The sequence below is a fragment of the Photobacterium makurazakiensis genome, from assembly GCF_050336715.1.
Taxonomy (GTDB): domain Bacteria; phylum Pseudomonadota; class Gammaproteobacteria; order Enterobacterales; family Vibrionaceae; genus Photobacterium; species Photobacterium makurazakiensis.
This window is the reverse complement of record NZ_JAKJSJ010000020.1, coordinates 40,545-59,459: the sequence shown is the minus strand read 5'-3', so window position 1 is coordinate 59,459 and position 18,915 is coordinate 40,545. Positions and strand designations below refer to the sequence as shown.

The 18,915-nt window shown below is 44.5% G+C and carries 13 protein-coding genes and 1 tRNA gene; 10 read left to right on the top strand and 4 right to left on the bottom strand.

Annotated features, from left to right (window positions below; genetic code table 11):
* The first annotated feature begins 140 nt into the window (after positions 1-140).
* The 10 genes from L4D09_RS10180 (at position 141) to L4D09_RS10135 (ending at position 13,522) form a co-directional block, all read left to right on the top strand.
* Entirely contained in the window at positions 141-788 is a 648-nt protein-coding gene (locus tag L4D09_RS10180; protein ID WP_428457393.1) for a TetR/AcrR family transcriptional regulator, read from the top strand.
* Positions 782-2,122, top strand: a complete 1,341-nt coding sequence (locus tag L4D09_RS10175) for an efflux RND transporter periplasmic adaptor subunit (protein WP_428457392.1) — start codon at positions 782-784, stop codon at positions 2,120-2,122. The genes L4D09_RS10180 and L4D09_RS10175 overlap by 7 nt, the downstream gene beginning before the upstream one ends.
* On the top strand, positions 2,119-5,229 hold the full coding sequence (locus tag L4D09_RS10170; RefSeq protein WP_428457391.1) for an efflux RND transporter permease subunit: 3,111 nt from the start codon (positions 2,119-2,121) through the stop codon (positions 5,227-5,229). The genes L4D09_RS10175 and L4D09_RS10170 overlap by 4 nt, the downstream gene beginning before the upstream one ends.
* Before the next feature lie 143 nt (positions 5,230-5,372).
* Positions 5,373-5,879 carry a phosphatase PAP2 family protein gene (locus tag L4D09_RS10165; protein ID WP_428457390.1) on the top strand — a complete coding sequence of 169 codons (507 nt, stop codon included), beginning with the start codon at positions 5,373-5,375 and terminating at the stop codon, positions 5,877-5,879.
* A 9-nt stretch (positions 5,880-5,888) separates the two neighbouring features.
* Complete coding sequence (locus L4D09_RS10160) at positions 5,889-6,998, top strand: MJ1255/VC2487 family glycosyltransferase (protein WP_428457389.1); 1,110 nt, start codon at positions 5,889-5,891, stop codon at positions 6,996-6,998.
* A 345-nt stretch (positions 6,999-7,343) separates the two neighbouring features.
* Positions 7,344-8,300, top strand: coding sequence for a transcriptional regulator LeuO (gene leuO, locus L4D09_RS10155; protein WP_428457444.1), 957 nt, complete (start codon positions 7,344-7,346; stop codon positions 8,298-8,300).
* A 298-nt stretch (positions 8,301-8,598) separates the two neighbouring features.
* The gene (locus L4D09_RS10150) at positions 8,599-10,413 is read left to right on the top strand and encodes an AMP-dependent synthetase/ligase (RefSeq protein WP_428457388.1); all 1,815 of its coding nucleotides are present in this window, start codon (positions 8,599-8,601) and stop codon (positions 10,411-10,413) included.
* A 589-nt stretch (positions 10,414-11,002) separates the two neighbouring features.
* Complete coding sequence (locus tag L4D09_RS10145) at positions 11,003-12,721, top strand: acetolactate synthase 3 large subunit (RefSeq protein ID WP_428457387.1); 1,719 nt, start codon at positions 11,003-11,005, stop codon at positions 12,719-12,721.
* Positions 12,721-13,218, top strand: a complete 498-nt coding sequence (gene ilvN, locus L4D09_RS10140) for an acetolactate synthase small subunit (protein WP_428457386.1) — start codon at positions 12,721-12,723, stop codon at positions 13,216-13,218. The genes L4D09_RS10145 and ilvN overlap by 1 nt, the downstream gene beginning before the upstream one ends.
* Positions 13,219-13,393: 175 nt before the next feature.
* Positions 13,394-13,522, top strand: coding sequence for a hypothetical protein (locus L4D09_RS10135; protein WP_428457385.1), 129 nt, complete (start codon positions 13,394-13,396; stop codon positions 13,520-13,522).
* An 18-nt stretch (positions 13,523-13,540) separates the two neighbouring features.
* On the opposite strand, the gene L4D09_RS10130 is transcribed toward L4D09_RS10135, so the two are convergent.
* The 4 genes from L4D09_RS10130 to rpoD all read right to left on the bottom strand — a co-directional run bounded on the left by L4D09_RS10130 (position 13,541) and on the right by rpoD (position 18,877).
* Entirely contained in the window at positions 13,541-14,164 is a 624-nt protein-coding gene (locus L4D09_RS10130; RefSeq protein WP_428457443.1) for a GntR family transcriptional regulator, read from the bottom strand.
* 254 nt (positions 14,165-14,418) lie between these two features.
* Positions 14,419-15,831 (bottom strand): pyruvate kinase PykF, encoded by a 1,413-nt coding sequence (gene pykF, locus L4D09_RS10125; protein WP_428457384.1) that lies wholly within the window; start codon positions 15,829-15,831, stop codon positions 14,419-14,421.
* Between the two features lie 936 nt (positions 15,832-16,767).
* A tRNA-Ile gene (locus tag L4D09_RS10120) sits at positions 16,768-16,843 on the bottom strand.
* Between the two features lie 195 nt (positions 16,844-17,038).
* Positions 17,039-18,877 (bottom strand): RNA polymerase sigma factor RpoD, encoded by a 1,839-nt coding sequence (gene rpoD, locus L4D09_RS10115; protein ID WP_428457383.1) that lies wholly within the window; start codon positions 18,875-18,877, stop codon positions 17,039-17,041.
* Between the last annotated feature and the right edge of the window lie 38 nt (positions 18,878-18,915).

Sequence of the window (18,915 nt, the reverse complement as noted above, 5' to 3'; positions counted from 1 at the left end):
TTGGGAGTCGCGTATAGTTAATTAATCATTTGTTTAAATAGTGGCTAATTATTCTGATTTTCTTACTGGTGTGATGGGCTAATATTAATCAGCTGATTAATTAAATTAAGCTTGAATGGCAAGCATATAGAGGTGGAGTGATGGCTGGAAAAGCGGGGCGCCCTGTTGGTGAATCTGACGCTCGTGAGCGGTTGATAGATGAGGCGAGAAAGCTGTTCGTCATTTTACCTTACAGTAAGGTTTCGACGCGAATGATAGCTGCGCGAGCAGAAGTGAACGTGGCGTTGATCCGGTATTATTTTGCCAATAAAGCCGGTTTGTACGAAACCATGTTGCGTGAAACGATCGCGCCTATCCGCGCCCAGTTAGAGATCGTCCAAAGTAAGGGGGATTTTGACTCCTTGGGGGACTTGATGCGTACTTATTATCGGATCATGGCGCCTACCCCTGATATGCCCAAATTGATTGCACGATCGATGATGATGGAATCGACCGATCTGCAGCGTCAAACAATGGAAAAAATAATGCAAGATGTTGCTCGTCCGGTTGCCAACCTGATGTTCAAGCAACTTCAAGAGCAGGGACAACTTCAGCCTGGCGTGTGCCCGGATAAAGCGCGGATGAGCTTTATTAGTTTGATGATATTCCCTTTCCTCGCCCCTCCTTCCATGCTTGAACGGCAGGGGGTGGAAATGAATGAAGCTTATTTAGCAGAGTTAGCTGAGCACAATGTTAATTTGCTAATACATGGACTAATGGTGCCAAAGGAAGAGAGTACAGCATGTTGAAAAACCGAAAACTTCTCATTTTTCCAGCAATATTCCTTGGTGCGTTGATCCTTGTGATGGCCATTAAGCTCCGCCCTTCACCGGAGGTAAAGCCTGCACTTGAGCGAGCTCGCGTGGTCGATGTTATCAGTTTACAGCAGCAGTTGATCGCACCAGAAGCGGCTGGTTTTGGTCGCGTGGCACCTAAAGTCGAATGGCAGGCGATTGCCGAAGTATCGGGAAAGGTCGTTTATCGACATCCTGATTTAAATAAAGGCCGTGTATTAGATGCAGGCACAGTACTGCTGAAAATTGATCCGTTGGACTATGAATTACTGCTGGCACAAGCGCAGGCTGATGTCAGTGCCAGTCAGGCTCAACTTGCTAAATTAGCCCAAGAAGAGCAGAACCTTAAAACAACACTGAAAATTGAAAAAAACCGCTTAGCGATCAGTAGGAAAGAGTTAGCCCGTAAGCAAGAGTTACGCGTAAAAGGGCTGACATCACAATCAGCAGTTGATTTAGAACAGCAGAATGCTTTATCAAATCAAAAGGTTGTTCAGGATATCGAAAATCAGCTCATTGTCTTGCCGAATGAAAGAAAGGTTACCGTAGCCCAGTTTGAAGTCAACCAATCTAGAGTAACGGAAGCGGAGAGATCGTTGGAAAAAACAGTGATCACGCTGCCCATTGATGCAAGGATATCGAGTGTTGATATTGAACAAGAGCAAGTCGTAAACAGCCAGCAAACTATGGTGATGGCGCATGGTATCGATATGGTAGAGATCGATGCGCAGATCGCACTGCATGATATGCAAGTATTAGCGTCTAGCTTAACGCAATATACCGCTCATGCCGATGGTCGTCCTCGAGCTGATCAATTGGATTTAAGTGCTTATATTCAATTATCTAGTGGGGATTTCGTGCAGCAGTGGCCTGCGAAAGTTGCCAGGATCAGTGATACGGTGAATGCCAATCAAGCGACGGTAGGGGTGATTTTAGAGGTCATTCAGGATTATAGCCAGTTATCCCCAGAGACTGCACCGCCCCTAGTAAACGGTATGTTTGTTGAAGCAAAACTGTCGGGGCAAAAGAACCCTCATTGGGTGATCCCTGAACGAGCGTTGCATGGTGATAACGTCTACTTGGTTGAAAGTGATAGCAGCCTGAAAATTCAACCCGTTACCGTGCTTTTCCGTCGAGACAGGCAAGTGGCTATTAGTGGTGATCTAGCTTCAGGAGTGCAGCTTGTGCTCAATGATCTCTTGCCTGCAGTTGCGGGCATGGCATTAAAGGTTATCACCCTTGACGGAAAATCGGTTGAAATGGCGACAGAGCAGGAGCCGGAATCATGATTCGGTATTTCTCTCGTCATCCGACAGCCGCTAACTTAATGATGCTGGCTCTATTGTTATTGGGCCTAGTTTCATTACCTCAAATTAAACGTGAAACGTTTCCTGAATTTGCACCGCCTTATATTATTGCCTCGGTTGTCTATCCAGGCGCTTCGCCACAAGAAGTGGAAGAAAGCATCTGTATGCGGATGGAAGATGCCGTAGATGGATTAGCTAATATTGTTGAAACCCGTTGTGAGGCAGTCGAAGGTTCCGCATCGCTGACCCTTAAGTTGACCAACAGTGATGTGGTTTCGCGCATGTTGGTCGATGTACAAACCCAGATCAATGCGATTAATGACTTTCCTGCAGAGATTGAATCGCCGATGGTTCGAGAGTTAGATTGGAACGAACCTGTGGTGGATGTGGCGATTAAAGCTGACACGAGTCTGCCGCACTTAAAGGCTTATGCTGAGCAGTTAAAGCGCACTCTAAAGCTCGATTATGGGGTGTCGTTGGTAGAGGTTAGTGGTTTTTCTGATCATCAGCTAAGGGTTGAACTCGATGAGGTCGCGATTCGCCAGCTGGGACTCAGTGTTAGTGAAATAGCGGATAGACTCAGCCGTCAAAATATCAAGTTGCCAAGTGGTAATATCGAGCTTGCCGATCGTAACTTACTGCTCCGTTTTGATGAGCAAAAAATCACACCTGATACCATCGCACGTACTGTTATCGGCGCCGATACCCTCGGCGCTGTGATCCGTCTTGGTGATGTTGCGACAATCACTGACCGTTTCGCCCTTGATGAACAAAAAGTGTTGTTTGATGGGGTGCCATCAGCAATGTTGCGGATCAGTAAAAATAAATCAGACGATGCACTTAGGATCAAAGAGCGGGTCGCCGCGTTTGTTGAGGCAGAAAATCAACATGCTCCGACGGGGGTAACATTAACGCTGACTAACGATCTGTCTTCACTATTGTGGGATCGTCTAACCATGATGGTCAAAAATGGTTGGCAAGGGGTTGTTTTAGTTTTTGCCGTCATGTGGTTGTTCTTCTCGTTCCGCTATTCGTTCTGGATTGCGGCTGGGCTGCCCGTTGCTTTCCTTGGCAGCATGTATTTGATGGCAACCTTTTCCTTATCGATCAATATCATGTCTTTGGTTGGCTTGTTGATGGCCATCGGGATCATGATGGATGATGCAATAGTGATCTCTGAGTCAATTGCATCGCATATCGATCGGGGGCAAAAGATCCAAGATGCCGTATATAACGGTGTTAAAAAGGTATTACCTGGTGTTGTGTCATCTTTTCTTACGACCATTTGTATCTTTGGAAGTTTGATCTTTCTCGATGGTGAAATGGGGGCCGTTCTTAGAGTTGTACCACAAGTGCTCATTCTGGTGTTATCGATCAGTTTAGTCGAAGCTTTCCTTATTTTACCTAGTCACTTAAGCCACTCTCTAAAGCGCCAGTCACTTGAAAAACAGCCCCCTAAATGGAAGCGGCGTTTTCTGGCGCGCTTTGATCGTTTTCGGAATGAACAGTTGGTCAAAATGGTGACCGCTGTTGTCCAGTGGCGTTATTTGTTCGTGGGCGGTGTCATTGGTTTATTGTTTGCATCATTTGCTCTATTGGCCGGAGGCGGGCTGAAGTTTGTTGGTTTTCCAGAGCTGGATGGTGATATTGCTGAAGCACGGGTCATTTTACCGCCAGGGTCGACCTTAAGCCAAACCGAAATGGTGGTGGCTGATATAGTCGATTCGGCCAAACGTATTGGTGATGAATGGAGCGAGCGTAACGAGGGCGGTACCGCGTTAGTCAAAAACATTACCGAGCAATTTAACTTCAATGCCGATGCCGATGAAAACGGCCCACACGTTGCTACTGTCAGGCTGGATTTACTCAGCGCAGAGAGTAGGCAAAGTTTGATTGACGATTTTATCGATGCATGGCGCGAAGACGTTGGAGAATTGGCTGCACCCGTTGCCTTGGTGTTCAAGCAGCCAGCGATGGGGCCGGGGGGACGTGCGATCGAAGTTCGCATGCAACATGATGATCTGGCGATGCTTAAATCGGCCTCGATTGATACTCAACAGTTTTTCAATGAGTTCGCGGGGGTTTCGGGGGTACTGGATGACATGCGGATGGGGAAACCTGAAGTGTTAATTCGGCTGCGCCCTGGGGCGGAATCATTCGGCGTTGATGGTCAGATGATAGCGTCACAATTGCGATCGGCGTACTTTGGTCAAACCGCCGATGAAATTCAAATAGGGCCAGAAAACATTGAAATTGAAGTGATGTTCAATAAAGAAAAAGCCGGTGACCTACAAACATTGGCGAGTTTTCCCATCGTACTTGCTGATGGTGGCCAGATCCCGCTTGCTTCAGTCGCGATTTTAGAACATCAACGAAATTATGTGCGTATCCAGCGGATCAACGGTATGCGTACACTCAGTGTATATGGCGACTTACAAGAGAGCGTGATTAGCTCTGGTGAAGTACTCAATCAATTTAAAACAACACTGATGCCCAAGTTGAAACAACAATATCCTGGGCTTCGATTTGATTTTGAAGGTGCCGCCAAAGATACAGCTGAAACAGGGCAATCGATGGCAACGGGCTTTATGCTCGGGATCTTTGGGGTGTTTGTAATATTAAGCTTTCAATTTAGAAGCTACCTTGAACCTTTTGTGGTGCTACTTGCCATTCCATTGGCTCTAATTGGGGTTTTTTGGGGGCATTGGTTATTAGGTCATCCGCTGAGTATGCCGAGTATGATGGGTTTTGTGTCATTGGCAGGTGTCGTGGTGAATGACTCTATTTTATTGGTGCAATATATCCGTCATCACCTTGATGAAGGGGATGATATTCAGCGCGCAGTTGTGCAGGCAAGTCGAGAGCGATTCCGAGCTGTATTTCTAACCTCATTGACCACTGCGGCAGGCTTGCTACCGTTGATGTTAGAAACGAGTTTACAAGCACAGGTGATTAAGCCTTTGGTGATTTCAATTGTATTTGGCATTTTCACATCGACGTTGTTGGTATTATTTATGATCCCTGCGGCTTATGTCATTTTGGCTGATTTTAAATTGATCCATAAACATGAAAAGTTAGCGACTGCTTAACGGTTGTCATTTACGACAGTATTTAATGTCTATTAGGGGGAGCCCCCCTGATAGACATTGTCACTATCCCTCCTCGAAACCGTCACTACGCTGTCATATCGTTTTCCTAATCTGAGCATAAATCAATCAGACAGGATTCGATCATGATCGTACTGGCACCGATTCAGCGCTTAGATTTTGCATTCTCTACATTATGTCTTTGTCACCGGTTTAATTATCAAGTCGCTCGGATCAGCCGAGCGATATCCCATACGGGAGATGGCCACCTTTATATTGTATTTGGTGTATTGGTATGGGTACTGGATCCGCTGCAAGGACATCAAGTCCTAAAGATGGGGCTAATGGCATTTGCTCTCGAGCTTCCGGTGTATTTACTGCTGAAAAACAGCTTTAAGCGCTCTAGACCTAAAACGTTCCCCAGCTTCATCCAGCCGTCAGATAAATACAGCTTACCCTCAGGGCATACAGCTGCAGCATTTGTAATGGCATCCCTGATAACCACGTTTTACCCAGATTGTGCTTGGTTTATTTGGCCTTGGGCGATTGCGATTGGATTCTCGAGGGTGTTACTTGGTGTGCATTATTTAAGTGATATTTTTGTCGGGGCACTGCTTGGCATTGTGTGTTTTGAATTGGTTAGTTTGGCATAGGCGGCAACGATGAAAATTCTTTATGGTGTGCAAGGTACAGGCAATGGACATATTTCTCGAGCACGTGAACTGGCTCGCGCATTAGGTGAGGTAGGCGCTGACGTTGATTTCTTGTTTTCAGGTCGAGCTGAAGGCAAATATTTCGATATGGATTGTTTTGGTGATTATCAAACACGGCGAGGCTTAACGTTCGTAACTGAAGATGGGCAATTGAATCAGTGGAAGACCTTAAAACAAAATCAGCCCCTATCGTTACTCAGAGATATACAGCAACTTGATTTATCGAGTTACGACTTAGTGCTTAATGATTTTGAGCCGGTTTCCGCATGGGCTGCGCGTCGACAGAAAGTGCACTGTATTGGCCTGAGTCACCAAAATGCTTTCCTCCACGATGTACCAAAGGTTGAAGAACGTTGGAGTGACCGATTGATCACCCGCTATTTTGCCCCATCATCATTGCCATTAGGGGTACATTGGTATCATTTTAATCATATGATTTTACCACCAATAGTTCCTTCAAGTGAGCAGTCGATCACCAATGATGGTTCGATATTAGTGTATTTACCTTTCGAACGTCTTGATAACATTCTTCACCTACTTGCTCGATTTAATGAAACTAAATTTTATTGCTTTCACCCAGAGGCAAACCAAGATGAAGAATATGGCAACGTCAGTGTGCGCCAATTGCACCGTGAGCACTTTCATCATCACTTACACACTTGCAGCGGTGTGATTGGTAATGGTGGTTTCGAATTGCCCTCTGAGGCAATCAGCCTTGGGAAGAAGTTGTTATTGAAGCCCTTGCATGGTCAGTATGAGCAGCAAAGCAATGTCATGACTTTAGAGCTGATGGGGTTAGCACAATCTATGCAGTATTTGTCGCCATCAGCAGTTCGAAATTGGCTGGATAGTAAGCCGGTCGGGCACGTTAATATCCCTAATGTCGCGAACGCGATGGCAAAGTGGATAATGGTAGGTGACTGGTATCACTGTGATGAATTATGGCAACAGCTTTGGTCACAAGTTGAATTCCCTGAAACGGTAGAAGATGCTGTACTGGAAATTCCACCAACAAGGGGAGAAATTCGGCATCGAACATTAATCACTGGGAGTTATTAAATCACTTTCGAGTAAGAAAATTGGGTGTTTAAATGTTGAGGGTATAAGCAGATTAACGTATTTAAGGCACTTATAATTATACCTTTATTTTATTTATAGATATTTTAGAACGTTTTATATGTGAGTTAAGTGGCTGATATATAAGTGTTTGTATTCTGAATTTGCTTTTTTACATAACACTGTTCATTTTTACTCGTACCCGCCTATTTATTTCGTCAATCTATTTGGACAATACTTGCCTCACCCATCATGGGGAACAGTCTTCAGGGCTTTGGATGAGCTCTATTATTCATTGGTGGCATTATGGATTTTGCCCTAACAATTCGTTCAGATAGAGGCAAAAACATGGCTCGAAGAAGCTCTTCTATTCATTCCGCTGATGGTTATAGTTTGGAATCAAACTTGCGTAGCGTTGACTTAAATTTATTGACGGTCTTTGATGCCGTTATGCAGGAGCAGAATATTACTCGAGCAGCTCATAGCTTAGGCATGTCGCAACCTGCAGTGAGTAATGCTGTTGCTCGCTTGAAGGTAATGTTTAACGATGAGCTGTTTATTCGTCATGGCCGTGGTATTCAACCCACTCTGCGTGCGAAACAGTTATTTGGCCCGTTACGCCAAGCGCTTCAGTTAGTGAAAAATGAGTTGCCGTCATCGATTTTCTCACCAGAGACATCGACCCGCACCTTTAAGTTAGCTATTTGCAGCCCTTCGGATATGCGTTTTGCCCCACGTATTTTACGTAATGTTTCTGAACAAGCGCCGCACTTACGCATGCAGCTAGAAGCTGAATTTGATGCTGAATTAACGCAAAAAATGCGCTATCAAGAAATTGACTTTGTAATTGACTACGTGCGTTTTGATGAACCCGGTTTCTGCAGCACCGAGCTATTTAGCGATGAACTTGTTGTGATCGCTGCTGGCAATCACCCTCGTATCGGTAATACCATTTCAGAATCTGAGTTTGCGACAGAAAAGCACGCGGTCATGAAATCTATCCCGGGCGTTAAAATGTTTGCTGATCATATTTACAAGCAACATGTGAGTTACCAAGAGGCATATCAAGGGGCTAGCTTAAGCAATATTATTTACGTTGCGGGCCAGTCTGACTTAATTGCCGTCGTTCCTCGTTGGTTAGCGGAATCTGCCGCGAGCAATCAACAGCTTAAAATCATGGCTCTGCCATTTTCGGGCGCTAAAATTAGTGGTTACTTAAGCTGGCATGACTCTTCACAAAAGGATAAAGGACATATCTGGATGCGTGACCAATTGCTGGCAGTATGTGGCAATAGTTCACACTAACTCAGCTAAATAAGCCAGCGTAAGCTGGCTTATTTATATTGGTAGCGCAATATAAAATACTATAATTAAGGGTGTTAGATTCTTTAAATCGAATACCTATCCCTGTATTACGTACTTCCTTACATTTTGTAGTGTTTATATTACATCTCGTAAATCCCTTGTAATTAAAGGGATTGTACTGGAGGTCATACCAGAAAAATGACGAAATTGTGAGGTTGCGTAGTTGCCTTTTTCCACGTCAACGGTATATTCCCTGCAGAATAGGCTTACAGGTGTAAGCTAAATTGGCAGAGTAGTTATGGCTAAACGTGAATTTCATATTGTTAACAGAATTCGTACCCAAATTGCCGGCTTAGGCGATAGGGTTGCATTACGTCACCAAGTTGATGGTCAATGGCAGGACATTAGCTGGTCTGAGTTTGGTGGTGAAATCCATCAACTCGCTTTAGCAATGCTTGAGCATGGGCTAAAAGTTCAAGATAAAGTCGGTATTTTCTCTAATAATATGCCGCGTTGGACAGTGACAGATTTTGCTTCATTGTATAACCGCGCCGTTACTGTGCCAATTTATCCAACCAATACACCTCAGCAGGCTGCATACATTATCAATGATGCAGATATCCGCATTCTATTTGTCGGTGAGCAAGAGCAGCTGGATGCGGCCTTAGCCGTGGCTGCCGATTGTCCTCAGCTAGAGCGTATCGTGGTAATGGCGAATAATGTTCAACTGACAGAGCATCCGTTGGTCGTTAGCTATGATGAGTTTGTTGCTAATGGCAGTGAGCAGTTTGAAGCAGAGTTAACCCAGCGCCTTGATGATATGGCGATGGATGATCTACTCACTTTTATTTATACCTCTGGTACAACAGGCACGCCGAAAGGGGTGATGTTGGATTACGCGAACATCGGTTCACAGCTTGAAGGCCACGATCAGAACCTTGCCCTTGATGAAGGCGATGTCTCTCTTTGTTTTCTGCCGTTATCTCATGTTTTCGAACGGGCGTGGACATTCTATGTACTGCACCGAGGCGGGGTAAACTGCTATTTATCTGACACGAACCTACTGAAAGAAGCATTGGCAGAAATAAAGCCAAATGTGATGGCCGCAGTACCTCGTGTTTATGAAAAAATTTACTCTGGTGTGCATGACAAGGTGTCTCGTGCTCCGGTTCACCGCAAAGCTATCTTCACCTGGGCTGTGAACATGGGCGCGCGTATGGCATTAGCAAAACAAGAGTGCCGCGAACCGTCTTGGATGCTGAAAAAAAGTCATGCACTGGCAGACAAAATGGTGCTGTCTAAGCTTCGCGCCTTACTGGGTGGCCGTATCAAATTTATGCCATGTGGTGGTGCTAAGCTTGATGAGAGCATCGGCCGCTTCTTCCATGCCATTGGTATTAACGTTAAGTTAGGCTACGGCATGACAGAAACCACAGCAACGGTTTCATGCTGGGATGATAAATGCTTCAACCCTGACTCTATTGGCATGACAATGCCTGGCGCTGAAGTGAAAATTGGCGAGAACAATGAGATTTTAGTTCGTGGTCCAATGGTCATGCGTGGTTACTACAATATGCCAGAAGAAACCGCAAAAAACTTCACTGAAGACGGCTTCCTGAAAACCGGTGATGCTGGCCATATTGATGAAAATGGTAACTTGTTTATTACCGATCGCATTAAAGAGCTAATGAAGACCTCTGGCGGTAAGTACATTGCCCCACAGGTAATTGAAGGCGCGATTGGTAAAGATCATTTTATCGAGCAAATTGCTGTCGTTGCTGATACTCGTAAGTTTGTTTCTGCATTGATCGTACCTTGCTTTGAGACCCTCGAAGAGCATGCGCGCGAGTTGAATATCAAATATAAAGATCGCCTTGAGCTGGTTAAACATAATCAAATTGTCGAGCTGATTGAGAAGCGTGTAGTTGAACTACAAAAAGATCTCGCTCGCTTTGAACAGGTGAAAAAATTCACCTTGTTGCCAAGTGCCTTTTCGATGGATAAAGGCGAATTAACGCCAACGCAAAAGCTACGTCGTAAAGTGATTCAAGATCGCTACCATCAGGAGATTGAGCACATGTACGAAGAGAGTCATAAAAAAGCATCGCATTAATTAACATTGTGTAGTCATAATAAAGGGAGCCTCGAGGCTCCCTTTTTGTTATGAATATCGCGCCCCCTCAGATTCCCTCTCCTTTGCTGAACGCGTCCTTTAATTCAGGACTGACCAGTTAATATCACTTATATTCACCCCTTACTTAGATTTATTTACTGATATGGCATTTTGGTGCCTCATTATCTTGATGAATATTTATCCATTTTAGATGATCACTTTTAACTGCTTCTAGGCGATAGACTTGATTGATGTAAAAGCGTTACAGTTGTTGCAGTTTATTGTGGTTTGTTACTACCAACCACTGATGACATAGCATGAAAACGCGATTCGATTTCATTATTAGGCTAAAAATAAGCCCTAACTATGTTATATCAACCTGTATAGCTAATTGGTGAGTGGGAACACCCATCACGACGACAAGAGTAATATTGCTTGGTCGTTTATCTTGAATGCTGAATCTGTACAATCCATGCAGGGTAAAGCTGATGCTCTCCTCCGGAGTATCGAGTTGAAGCTCTGGCCTCAGAAAAGCGTATCGGGATGAATTAGCTATACAGGGTGATATACACAACCTGGAGGCAGAAATATGGAAATGTTGTCCGGCGCCGATATGATTGTTCGTTCAATGATCGATCAAGGCGTAAAGCATATCTTCGGATACCCTGGTGGCTCGGTATTGGATATTTACGATGCGCTGCATGAGAAAAGCGATATCGAACATGTCCTCGTTCGCCATGAACAAGCAGCAGTACACATGGCTGATGGCTATGCGCGTGCTACTGGCGATGTAGGTGTTGTACTTGTTACCTCAGGCCCTGGGGCAACCAATGCAATTACTGGCATTGCGACCGCCTACATGGACTCCATTCCTATGGTTGTCTTTTCTGGTCAGGTCATGAGCAACCTGATTGGTAATGATGCCTTCCAAGAATGTGATATGGTGGGGATCTCCCGTCCTGTTGTGAAGCATAGCTTTCTGGTGAAAAAGCCAGAAGACATTCCTGAAATTATTAAAAAAGCATTCTATATCGCTGCAAGTGGCCGCCCTGGCCCTGTGGTTATTGATATTCCCAAAGATATGCTGAACCCTGCTGAGACATACCCTTATAAGTACCCTGAAGCCATCGCGATGCGATCGTACAACCCGACGACCAATGGTCATAAAGGGCAGATCAAACGTGGCTTGAAGGCACTGCTAGGTGCTAAAAAACCAGTATTGTATGTTGGTGGTGGTGCCATCATGGCGGAATGTGGTTCACAGTTGCTGAAGTTGGCTGAAACGCTGAACATACCGGTGGTGAATACCTTGATGGGGCTTGGTGCTTTTCCGGGAACCCACAAGAATTGTCTTGGCATGCTTGGTATGCACGGCACCTACGAAGCCAATATGGCGATGCATAATTCGGATCTGATCTTTGGTATCGGGGTGCGTTTTGACGACCGTACAACCAATAACGTCGAGAAGTACTGTCCGAATGCAACCATCATGCATATTGATGTCGATCCATCGTCTATTTCTAAAACCATCGCAGTTGATATTCCTATCGTTGGCTCGGCTGATACTGTGCTTAGCGGCATGATAAAAATGCTTGAAGAGCAAAATAGCGAGAACGATAAAGCGGCAATTGATAGCTGGTGGAGTGAAGTGGAATCTTGGCGCTCTCGTCAGTGCTTAAATTATACCACCGATAACGAGCGAATTAAGCCACAGCAGGTTATTGAAGTACTGCATAAATTGACCAATGGTGATGCTTACGTTGCATCTGATGTTGGTCAGCACCAAATGTTTGCGGCACTGTATTACCCGTTTGATAAGCCTCGTCGTTGGATTAATTCAGGTGGCTTAGGCACTATGGGTTTCGGCTTACCTGCGGCAATGGGAGTGAAGTTTGCACTCCCAGATGCAGAAGTTGTGTGTGTAACGGGTGATGGTAGTATCCAAATGAACATTCAGGAGCTTTCTACTGCGTTGCAATATGATATTCCAGTGAAGATCATCAACTTGAATAACCGTTTCCTTGGTATGGTAAAACAGTGGCAAGATATGATTTATCAAGGCCGCCACTCCCATTCTTATATGGATTCAGTGCCTGACTTTGCTGCAATCGCTGAAGCTTATGGCCATGTTGGAGTGCGCATTTCGGATCCGAAAGAGCTTGAAGGTGAGCTGGAGAAGGCTCTGGCTCTGAAAGATAAATTGGTATTTATCGATATCAGCATAGATGAAACTGAGCACGTGTATCCAATGTTGATCCGCGGTGGTTCTATGAGTGAAATGTGGCTAAGTAAAACGGAGAGAACATAATGCGCAGAATTGTATCAGTACTCTTAGAAAACGAATCTGGCGCGTTATCTCGAGTGGTTGGGTTGTTTTCTCAGCGAGGGTATAACATTGAATCATTAACCGTTGCGCCTACGGATGATCCGACATTATCACGCTTGAATATTACCACCCAAGTTGAAGATGATGCTGCATTAGAGCAAATCGAAAAGCAGCTGCATAAGCTGATTGATATACTGAAGGTGAGTAATATCACTGAAAGTGAACATGTCGAACGTGAGCTGATGCTGGTGAAAGTGAAAGCCAACGGTTTTGCCCGTGCTGAGGTCAAACGAACTGCCGATATTTTCCGTGGTCAGATTGTCGATGTCACCAGCCAGATTTATACCATTCAGCTCGCTGGTACGAGTGACAAGCTCGATGCGTTCATCTCTGCCGTTAGTGAAGCAACAGATATTCTAGAGGTTGCCAGAAGTGGTGTGGTCGGTATCGCTCGCGGCGAAAGAGCGCTAAAAGCTTAAACGATACTTCAAATGGCTTGTATAAAACCCAGTGTTACTGACACTGGGTTTTTTTATTGCTTGTACTGAACTCAATATGTAATCCAACGGAAAATGGCACCTTATTAGACTAAAGTCTAATAAGGTTTGTGCTGTTTAATGTTGTTGCGTTCAAAGTGACGTATAGGGGAAGGCCATGAATGCAAAGTTTGTCGCGAGATTAACGGTATTAAGCTTATTTTTACTCGGGTTCAATGTGAGTGCGCTGTATTTTTTATTGGCAGTACTGCTGTTAAACACCCACCATAAAGAAATATTTTGGTAACCGAACTTGTGTCTTGAATCATAAATGAGCTTTGATCATTTCCATAGCACGTAATGAGTGCTTACTAAACAGTTCGAGTGCTCGGTCAGTGTCTTTCTCTAGTACCGCCTTCATCATTGCGTCATGTTCACCATTATCGTGATAGCGCTCTTCGTAAGCACGGTGCTGACTAACCCAAATATGACGGTAGCGCTCAATCTGTTCGTAAACGTCTCGGTATAGCCCTAACAGTGTTGGGGATTGACTGCCTGAAAGTAGTGCAAGATGAAATTCACTATGGCGTTGCTCCCATTCGTTAAAGTTTGTATCAGGCTCTGCTGGGTTTATTCGATTGAGTTTATGGCAGCTGGTTAATATCTCTAATTCCCATGCCTCACCTCCCTTGGCAATAGCACGTTGCAACAGAATTTTTGATAACTCTTGGCTAGTATCATAGAGGTCTTCTAGTTCAGCAACTGAAACAGGTGACACCCAACACCCTTTTTGAGGGGCGAAATTAACATACCTGCGCCAAGATAATTGAACGAGCGCTTCTCGAATTGGTGAAGCACCAACGTTGTACTGCATTTTAAGTTCGGCGACGACTAACTTTTGCCCAGGAAGTAACGCACCACTTAAGATGTCTTGACGGATCATTTCCATGACTTTATTGGTTAAGGTTGGGCTAGACACTGCATTCCTCACTGTGCTTCTTAAGTATTCAAATGGATCGAGCGATATTCCCTGTAGGAATGCGCGGTTTTTGAGTATACCGTCGATGAAAATGAACAGCGAATGCTAGGTATCAGATTTGTGAGTAGTTACCACGGAATAGGGCGAAGTTTGATAGAAAGAGGACATAAAAAAACGGAAGCCAAAAGGCTTCCGTTTATAGTATTTGTCTCTAACAGTCTGTCTTACAGTACGTGTACAGAAGCAGTGTTAGTTGTACCTGAAGCAACTAGAGCGCCAGATACCATAACAACGATATCGCCTTTAACACCTAGGCCAGTTTTTAGAGCAATTTCTTTGCCGTGAGCGTAGAACGCGTCAGTGTTGTCGATAGACTCAACAACAACTGGAGTAACGCCTTTTGTAAGAACTAGCTGTGCAGCTGTCTTAGTGTTAGTCGTTACGGCGATGATGTTTGCCGTAGGGAAGTACTTACGTACTGAGCGTGCAGACTTACCAGCTTCAGTTGCAACAACGATTAGTGGAGCAGCTAGTTTCTCAGCTGTGTCTACCGCACCTTTACATACTGCTTCAGTAATGCGTAGGCGTGGGCTGTCAAGGCGAGAACCTAGTTCAGCTTTAAGCGCGCCATCTGTACGAGAACAGATTTGAGCCATGATAGAAACAGACTCAACAGGGTATTTACCCTTAGCCGTTTCACCAGATAGCATTACTGCATCTGTACCATCCATTACGGCGTTCGCTACGTCACCCGCTTCTGCACGAGTTGGACGTGGGTTGTTGATCATAGAATCAAGCATCTGAGTTGCAGTGATAACCATCTTACGAGCACGGTTACACTTCTCGATCATCATCTTCTGAGCGAAGATAACTTCTTCAGCTGGGATCTCAACACCTAGGTCACCACGAGCAACCATGATACCGTCAGATAGCTCAAGGATTTCGTCGAAGTTGTCAACGCCTTCCTGGTTCTCGATCTTAGAGATGATGTGGATGCTTTCGCCGCCGTTTGCAGTAAGGATTTCTCGGATTTCCTTAACGTCAGACGCTTTACGAATGAAAGAAGCCGCAACGAAGTCAACGCCTTGCTCACAACCGAATACTAGGTCAGCTTTATCTTTTTCAGATAGTGCAGGAAGGTTTACTGAAACGCCAGGTAGGTTAACACCTTTGTTTTCACCTAGGTCACCGTTGTTAAGTACTTTACACTTAACGTCAGTTTCTGTGGTTTCTAGTACTTCCATTTCGATTAGGCCGTCGTCAACAAGGATAGTGTTGCCTTTTGCCAGATCTTTAGCGAAGCCAGGGTAAGTTACCGCTACGCGATCTTGGTTACCGATTACAGAAGTATCAGTTGTGAACGTGAACTCCTGACCAGCTACTAGAGAGAAGTCTTGACCGCCTTCAAGCTTGATAGTACGAATTTCTGGACCTTTAGTGTCTAGAAGAATCGCAAGTTGCTTACCTGTGCTGGCCATTACTTCACGGTAGTTAGTGATGCGTGCAGCATGCTCTTCAAAGTTACCGTGAGAGAAGTTAAGGCGCATTACGTTCATGCCAGCGTCAACTAGCTTAGTAAGCATTTCTACAGATTCTGTTTTAGGTCCAATCGTACATACGATCTTGGTCTTTTTCATTGAGAGTTGTCTCCAGACGAACTTTTACCCAAGGGAAATTTGAATCATAGTGTTATACCTGAAAATGAAGGTTCTTTAATGTTGAAGGACGCCTACAAAATGCGGACTGGCTCAAGCATTTACAACATTCACTCGCAGAACACCGATGATAAGACAAATTTTTTCCAAAAATATTGCTTTACGAAAACATTGATTTGCTTTCGTAAAGCATCTTTCACATCCAATGTAACAAGCAGCTATGTAGAAAGGTACGCTGGTAATGTTAACGTTATATGTCGCCAAGACATAAACAGGGCTAACAAACAAGCAACGTATACTAGCATAGTCGAACTCTTTTATCACCTTGTGATAACGTGCAAGTTTCTTAGCACCGCTTAAAGCAATGGTGAGATTATCTACACATTTCACAGTTTTTTTTTGTTTATTATCAATACTTGATTAATTTTTAGTAGTGAAATAAATCAAAAGGGCAAATATTAACCGTTCTTTTGTATGACAAGGAAGAATGATAGGCGTTTGAGTCATTTTTAGTATGCTCACAGTTGCTCTTGTGTTGGGCTGAAGCAATAGTGGTTATATTGTTTATCACTCTGTGATATGAGTTGCTCGCGTGTTATTTCTGCTGGATATACTTTCCTGTTCGGCTCTAGCGCGTCTGAATATGCTGTTACCTCTGGCTAATATCAACGATTAAACAGTAAATGTTCATATAATTCATTGAGCGAATTGAGGGGGGCATTACATGGTTAACAAAGGCAATCTACCAGCCTCAGCTAAAAGCCATGCTAGATACAGAAGAAGTTGAACGGATAATTATCGAGATTGTGGTAAGGCTTTCGGAAGGCATCTCAGTAAGGGAAAATGTGAATTTGCTACACAGCCCCCAGAAATGCAAAAGGCCGAAGTGGTAATTAACCGCTTCGGCCTTTCTATATTTGGTGGCCCCTCGCAGACTTGAACTGCGGACCAAGCGATTATGAGTCGCCTGCTCTAACCACTGAGCTAAGGGGCCAGTGTGTGGGAAATTATATGGGATGGTTTCCGACTTGTCTAGCGAAGAAAGTGGTTGTTTTGTTTGCTTTTTAGGCAGTTAACCCATTTTAATACATAGATAAGTGCAAATTGAGAGGCTGCTACCAATTGAATGGCTGGTATAAAAAAACGGGTCATGGAATGACCCGTTTTTGTCGTGCTTTTCGCTAGGCGATTATTCGTCTAGGAAGCTGCGTAGTACGTCTGAACGGCTTGGGTGACGTAGCTTGCGTAGGGCTTTTGCTTCGATCTGACGGATACGCTCACGAGTAACGTCGAACTGCTTACCTACTTCCTCTAGGGTGTGGTCAGTGTTCATATCAATACCGAAACGCATACGCAGTACTTTCGCTTCACGTGGCGTAAGGCCTGCAAGTACATCGTTAGTTGCCATGCGCAGGTTGGTCGCAGTAGCAGCATCCATTGGTAGCTGAAGTGTCGTATCTTCAATAAAGTCACCTAGGTGCGAATCTTCATCATCACCGATAGGGGTTTCCATTGAGATTGGCTCTTTAGCAATCTTCAGTACTTTACGGATCTTATCTTCAGGCATCATCATACGTTCAGCCAATTCTTCTGGTAATGGTTCACGGCCCATTTCCTGAAGCATCTGACGTGAGATACGATTTAGCTTGTTGATAGTTTCAATCATGTGAACAGGGATACGAATTGTACGCGCCTGATCCGCAATTGAACGAGTGATTGCCTGACGGATCCACCACGTTGCGTATGTCGAGAACTTGTAACCACGGCGGTATTCAAACTTATCTACCGCTTTCATTAGACCGATGTTACCTTCCTGGATCAGATCCAAGAACTGTAGACCACGGTTGGTGTACTTTTTCGCAATCGAGATAACCAAACGCAGGTTAGCTTCAACCATTTCTTTCTTAGCACGGCGAGCTTTCGCTTCACCGATAGACATACGACGGCTGATATCTTTAATGCGTTCGATTGATAGACCGCTTTCTTGTTCCAGTATACGTAGCTTCAGCGAGGCACGACGAAGATCTTCTTCGTAGTTCTTCATGCGCTCTGCATATGGTTTACCAGAGTTCAGTGCTTCGTCGATCCAGTCGCTTGATGACTCATTACCTGCAAAGTGGCCGACAAAGGTTTTCTTTGGCATTTTAGAGTTATCAACACACATACGCATGATAAGGCGCTCGTTAGTGCGTACTTTATCCATTGATTGACGTAGTGAGCTAACCAGCTTATCGAACTGCTTAGGGATCAGACGGAACTGCTTGAAGATATCTGAAAGCTCTTCAACGGCGACTTCGGTTTTAGGATCTCTACGACCGTGAGTATTGATCGCCAGTGCCATTTTCTCGTAAGATTCACGTAATTCGTTGAACTTCTCGCGAGCTAGCTCTGGATCAATACCAGTGTCTTCTTCTTCCTCATCGTCATCGTCATCTTCAAGATCTTTATCTTCATCTTCAAGATCGGCTTCGCTTAGCTCAGAGCCAATGTGCGTTGCCGTTGGTGCTGTTGTCGCTTCTTCATTAGGATCAACAAAACCAGAAATAATGTCTGTTAGGCGAAGCTCATCGGCTTCAACCTTGTCAAACTGCTCGAGAAGGTAGGCAATAGCTGTTGGATATTCGGCAACTGAACACTGAACTTGGTTAATACCATCTTCAATGCGTTTTGCGATATCAATTTCGCCTTCACGGGTAAGCAGCTCAACAGTACCCATTTCACGCATATACATACGAACTGGGTCGGTTGTACGGCCAATTTCACTTTCAACACTTGAAAGGGCTTGTGCCGCAGCTTCAATCGCGTCTTCGTCCGCATTGTCTTCTGTCATCATCAGTTCATCGGCATCAGGGGCAGTTTCAACCACCTTGATACCCATGTCATTAATCATCTGAATGATGTCTTCCACCTGATCGGAGTCAACAATGTCTTCCGGTAGGTGGTCATTTACTTCGGCGTAGGTCAGATAGCCTTGTTCCTTGCCTTTAGCAACAAGTAACTTTAGCTGTGACTGCGGATTTTGCTCCATAGACGATATCCAACTTAGGGTCTGATTGAGAATGTAGT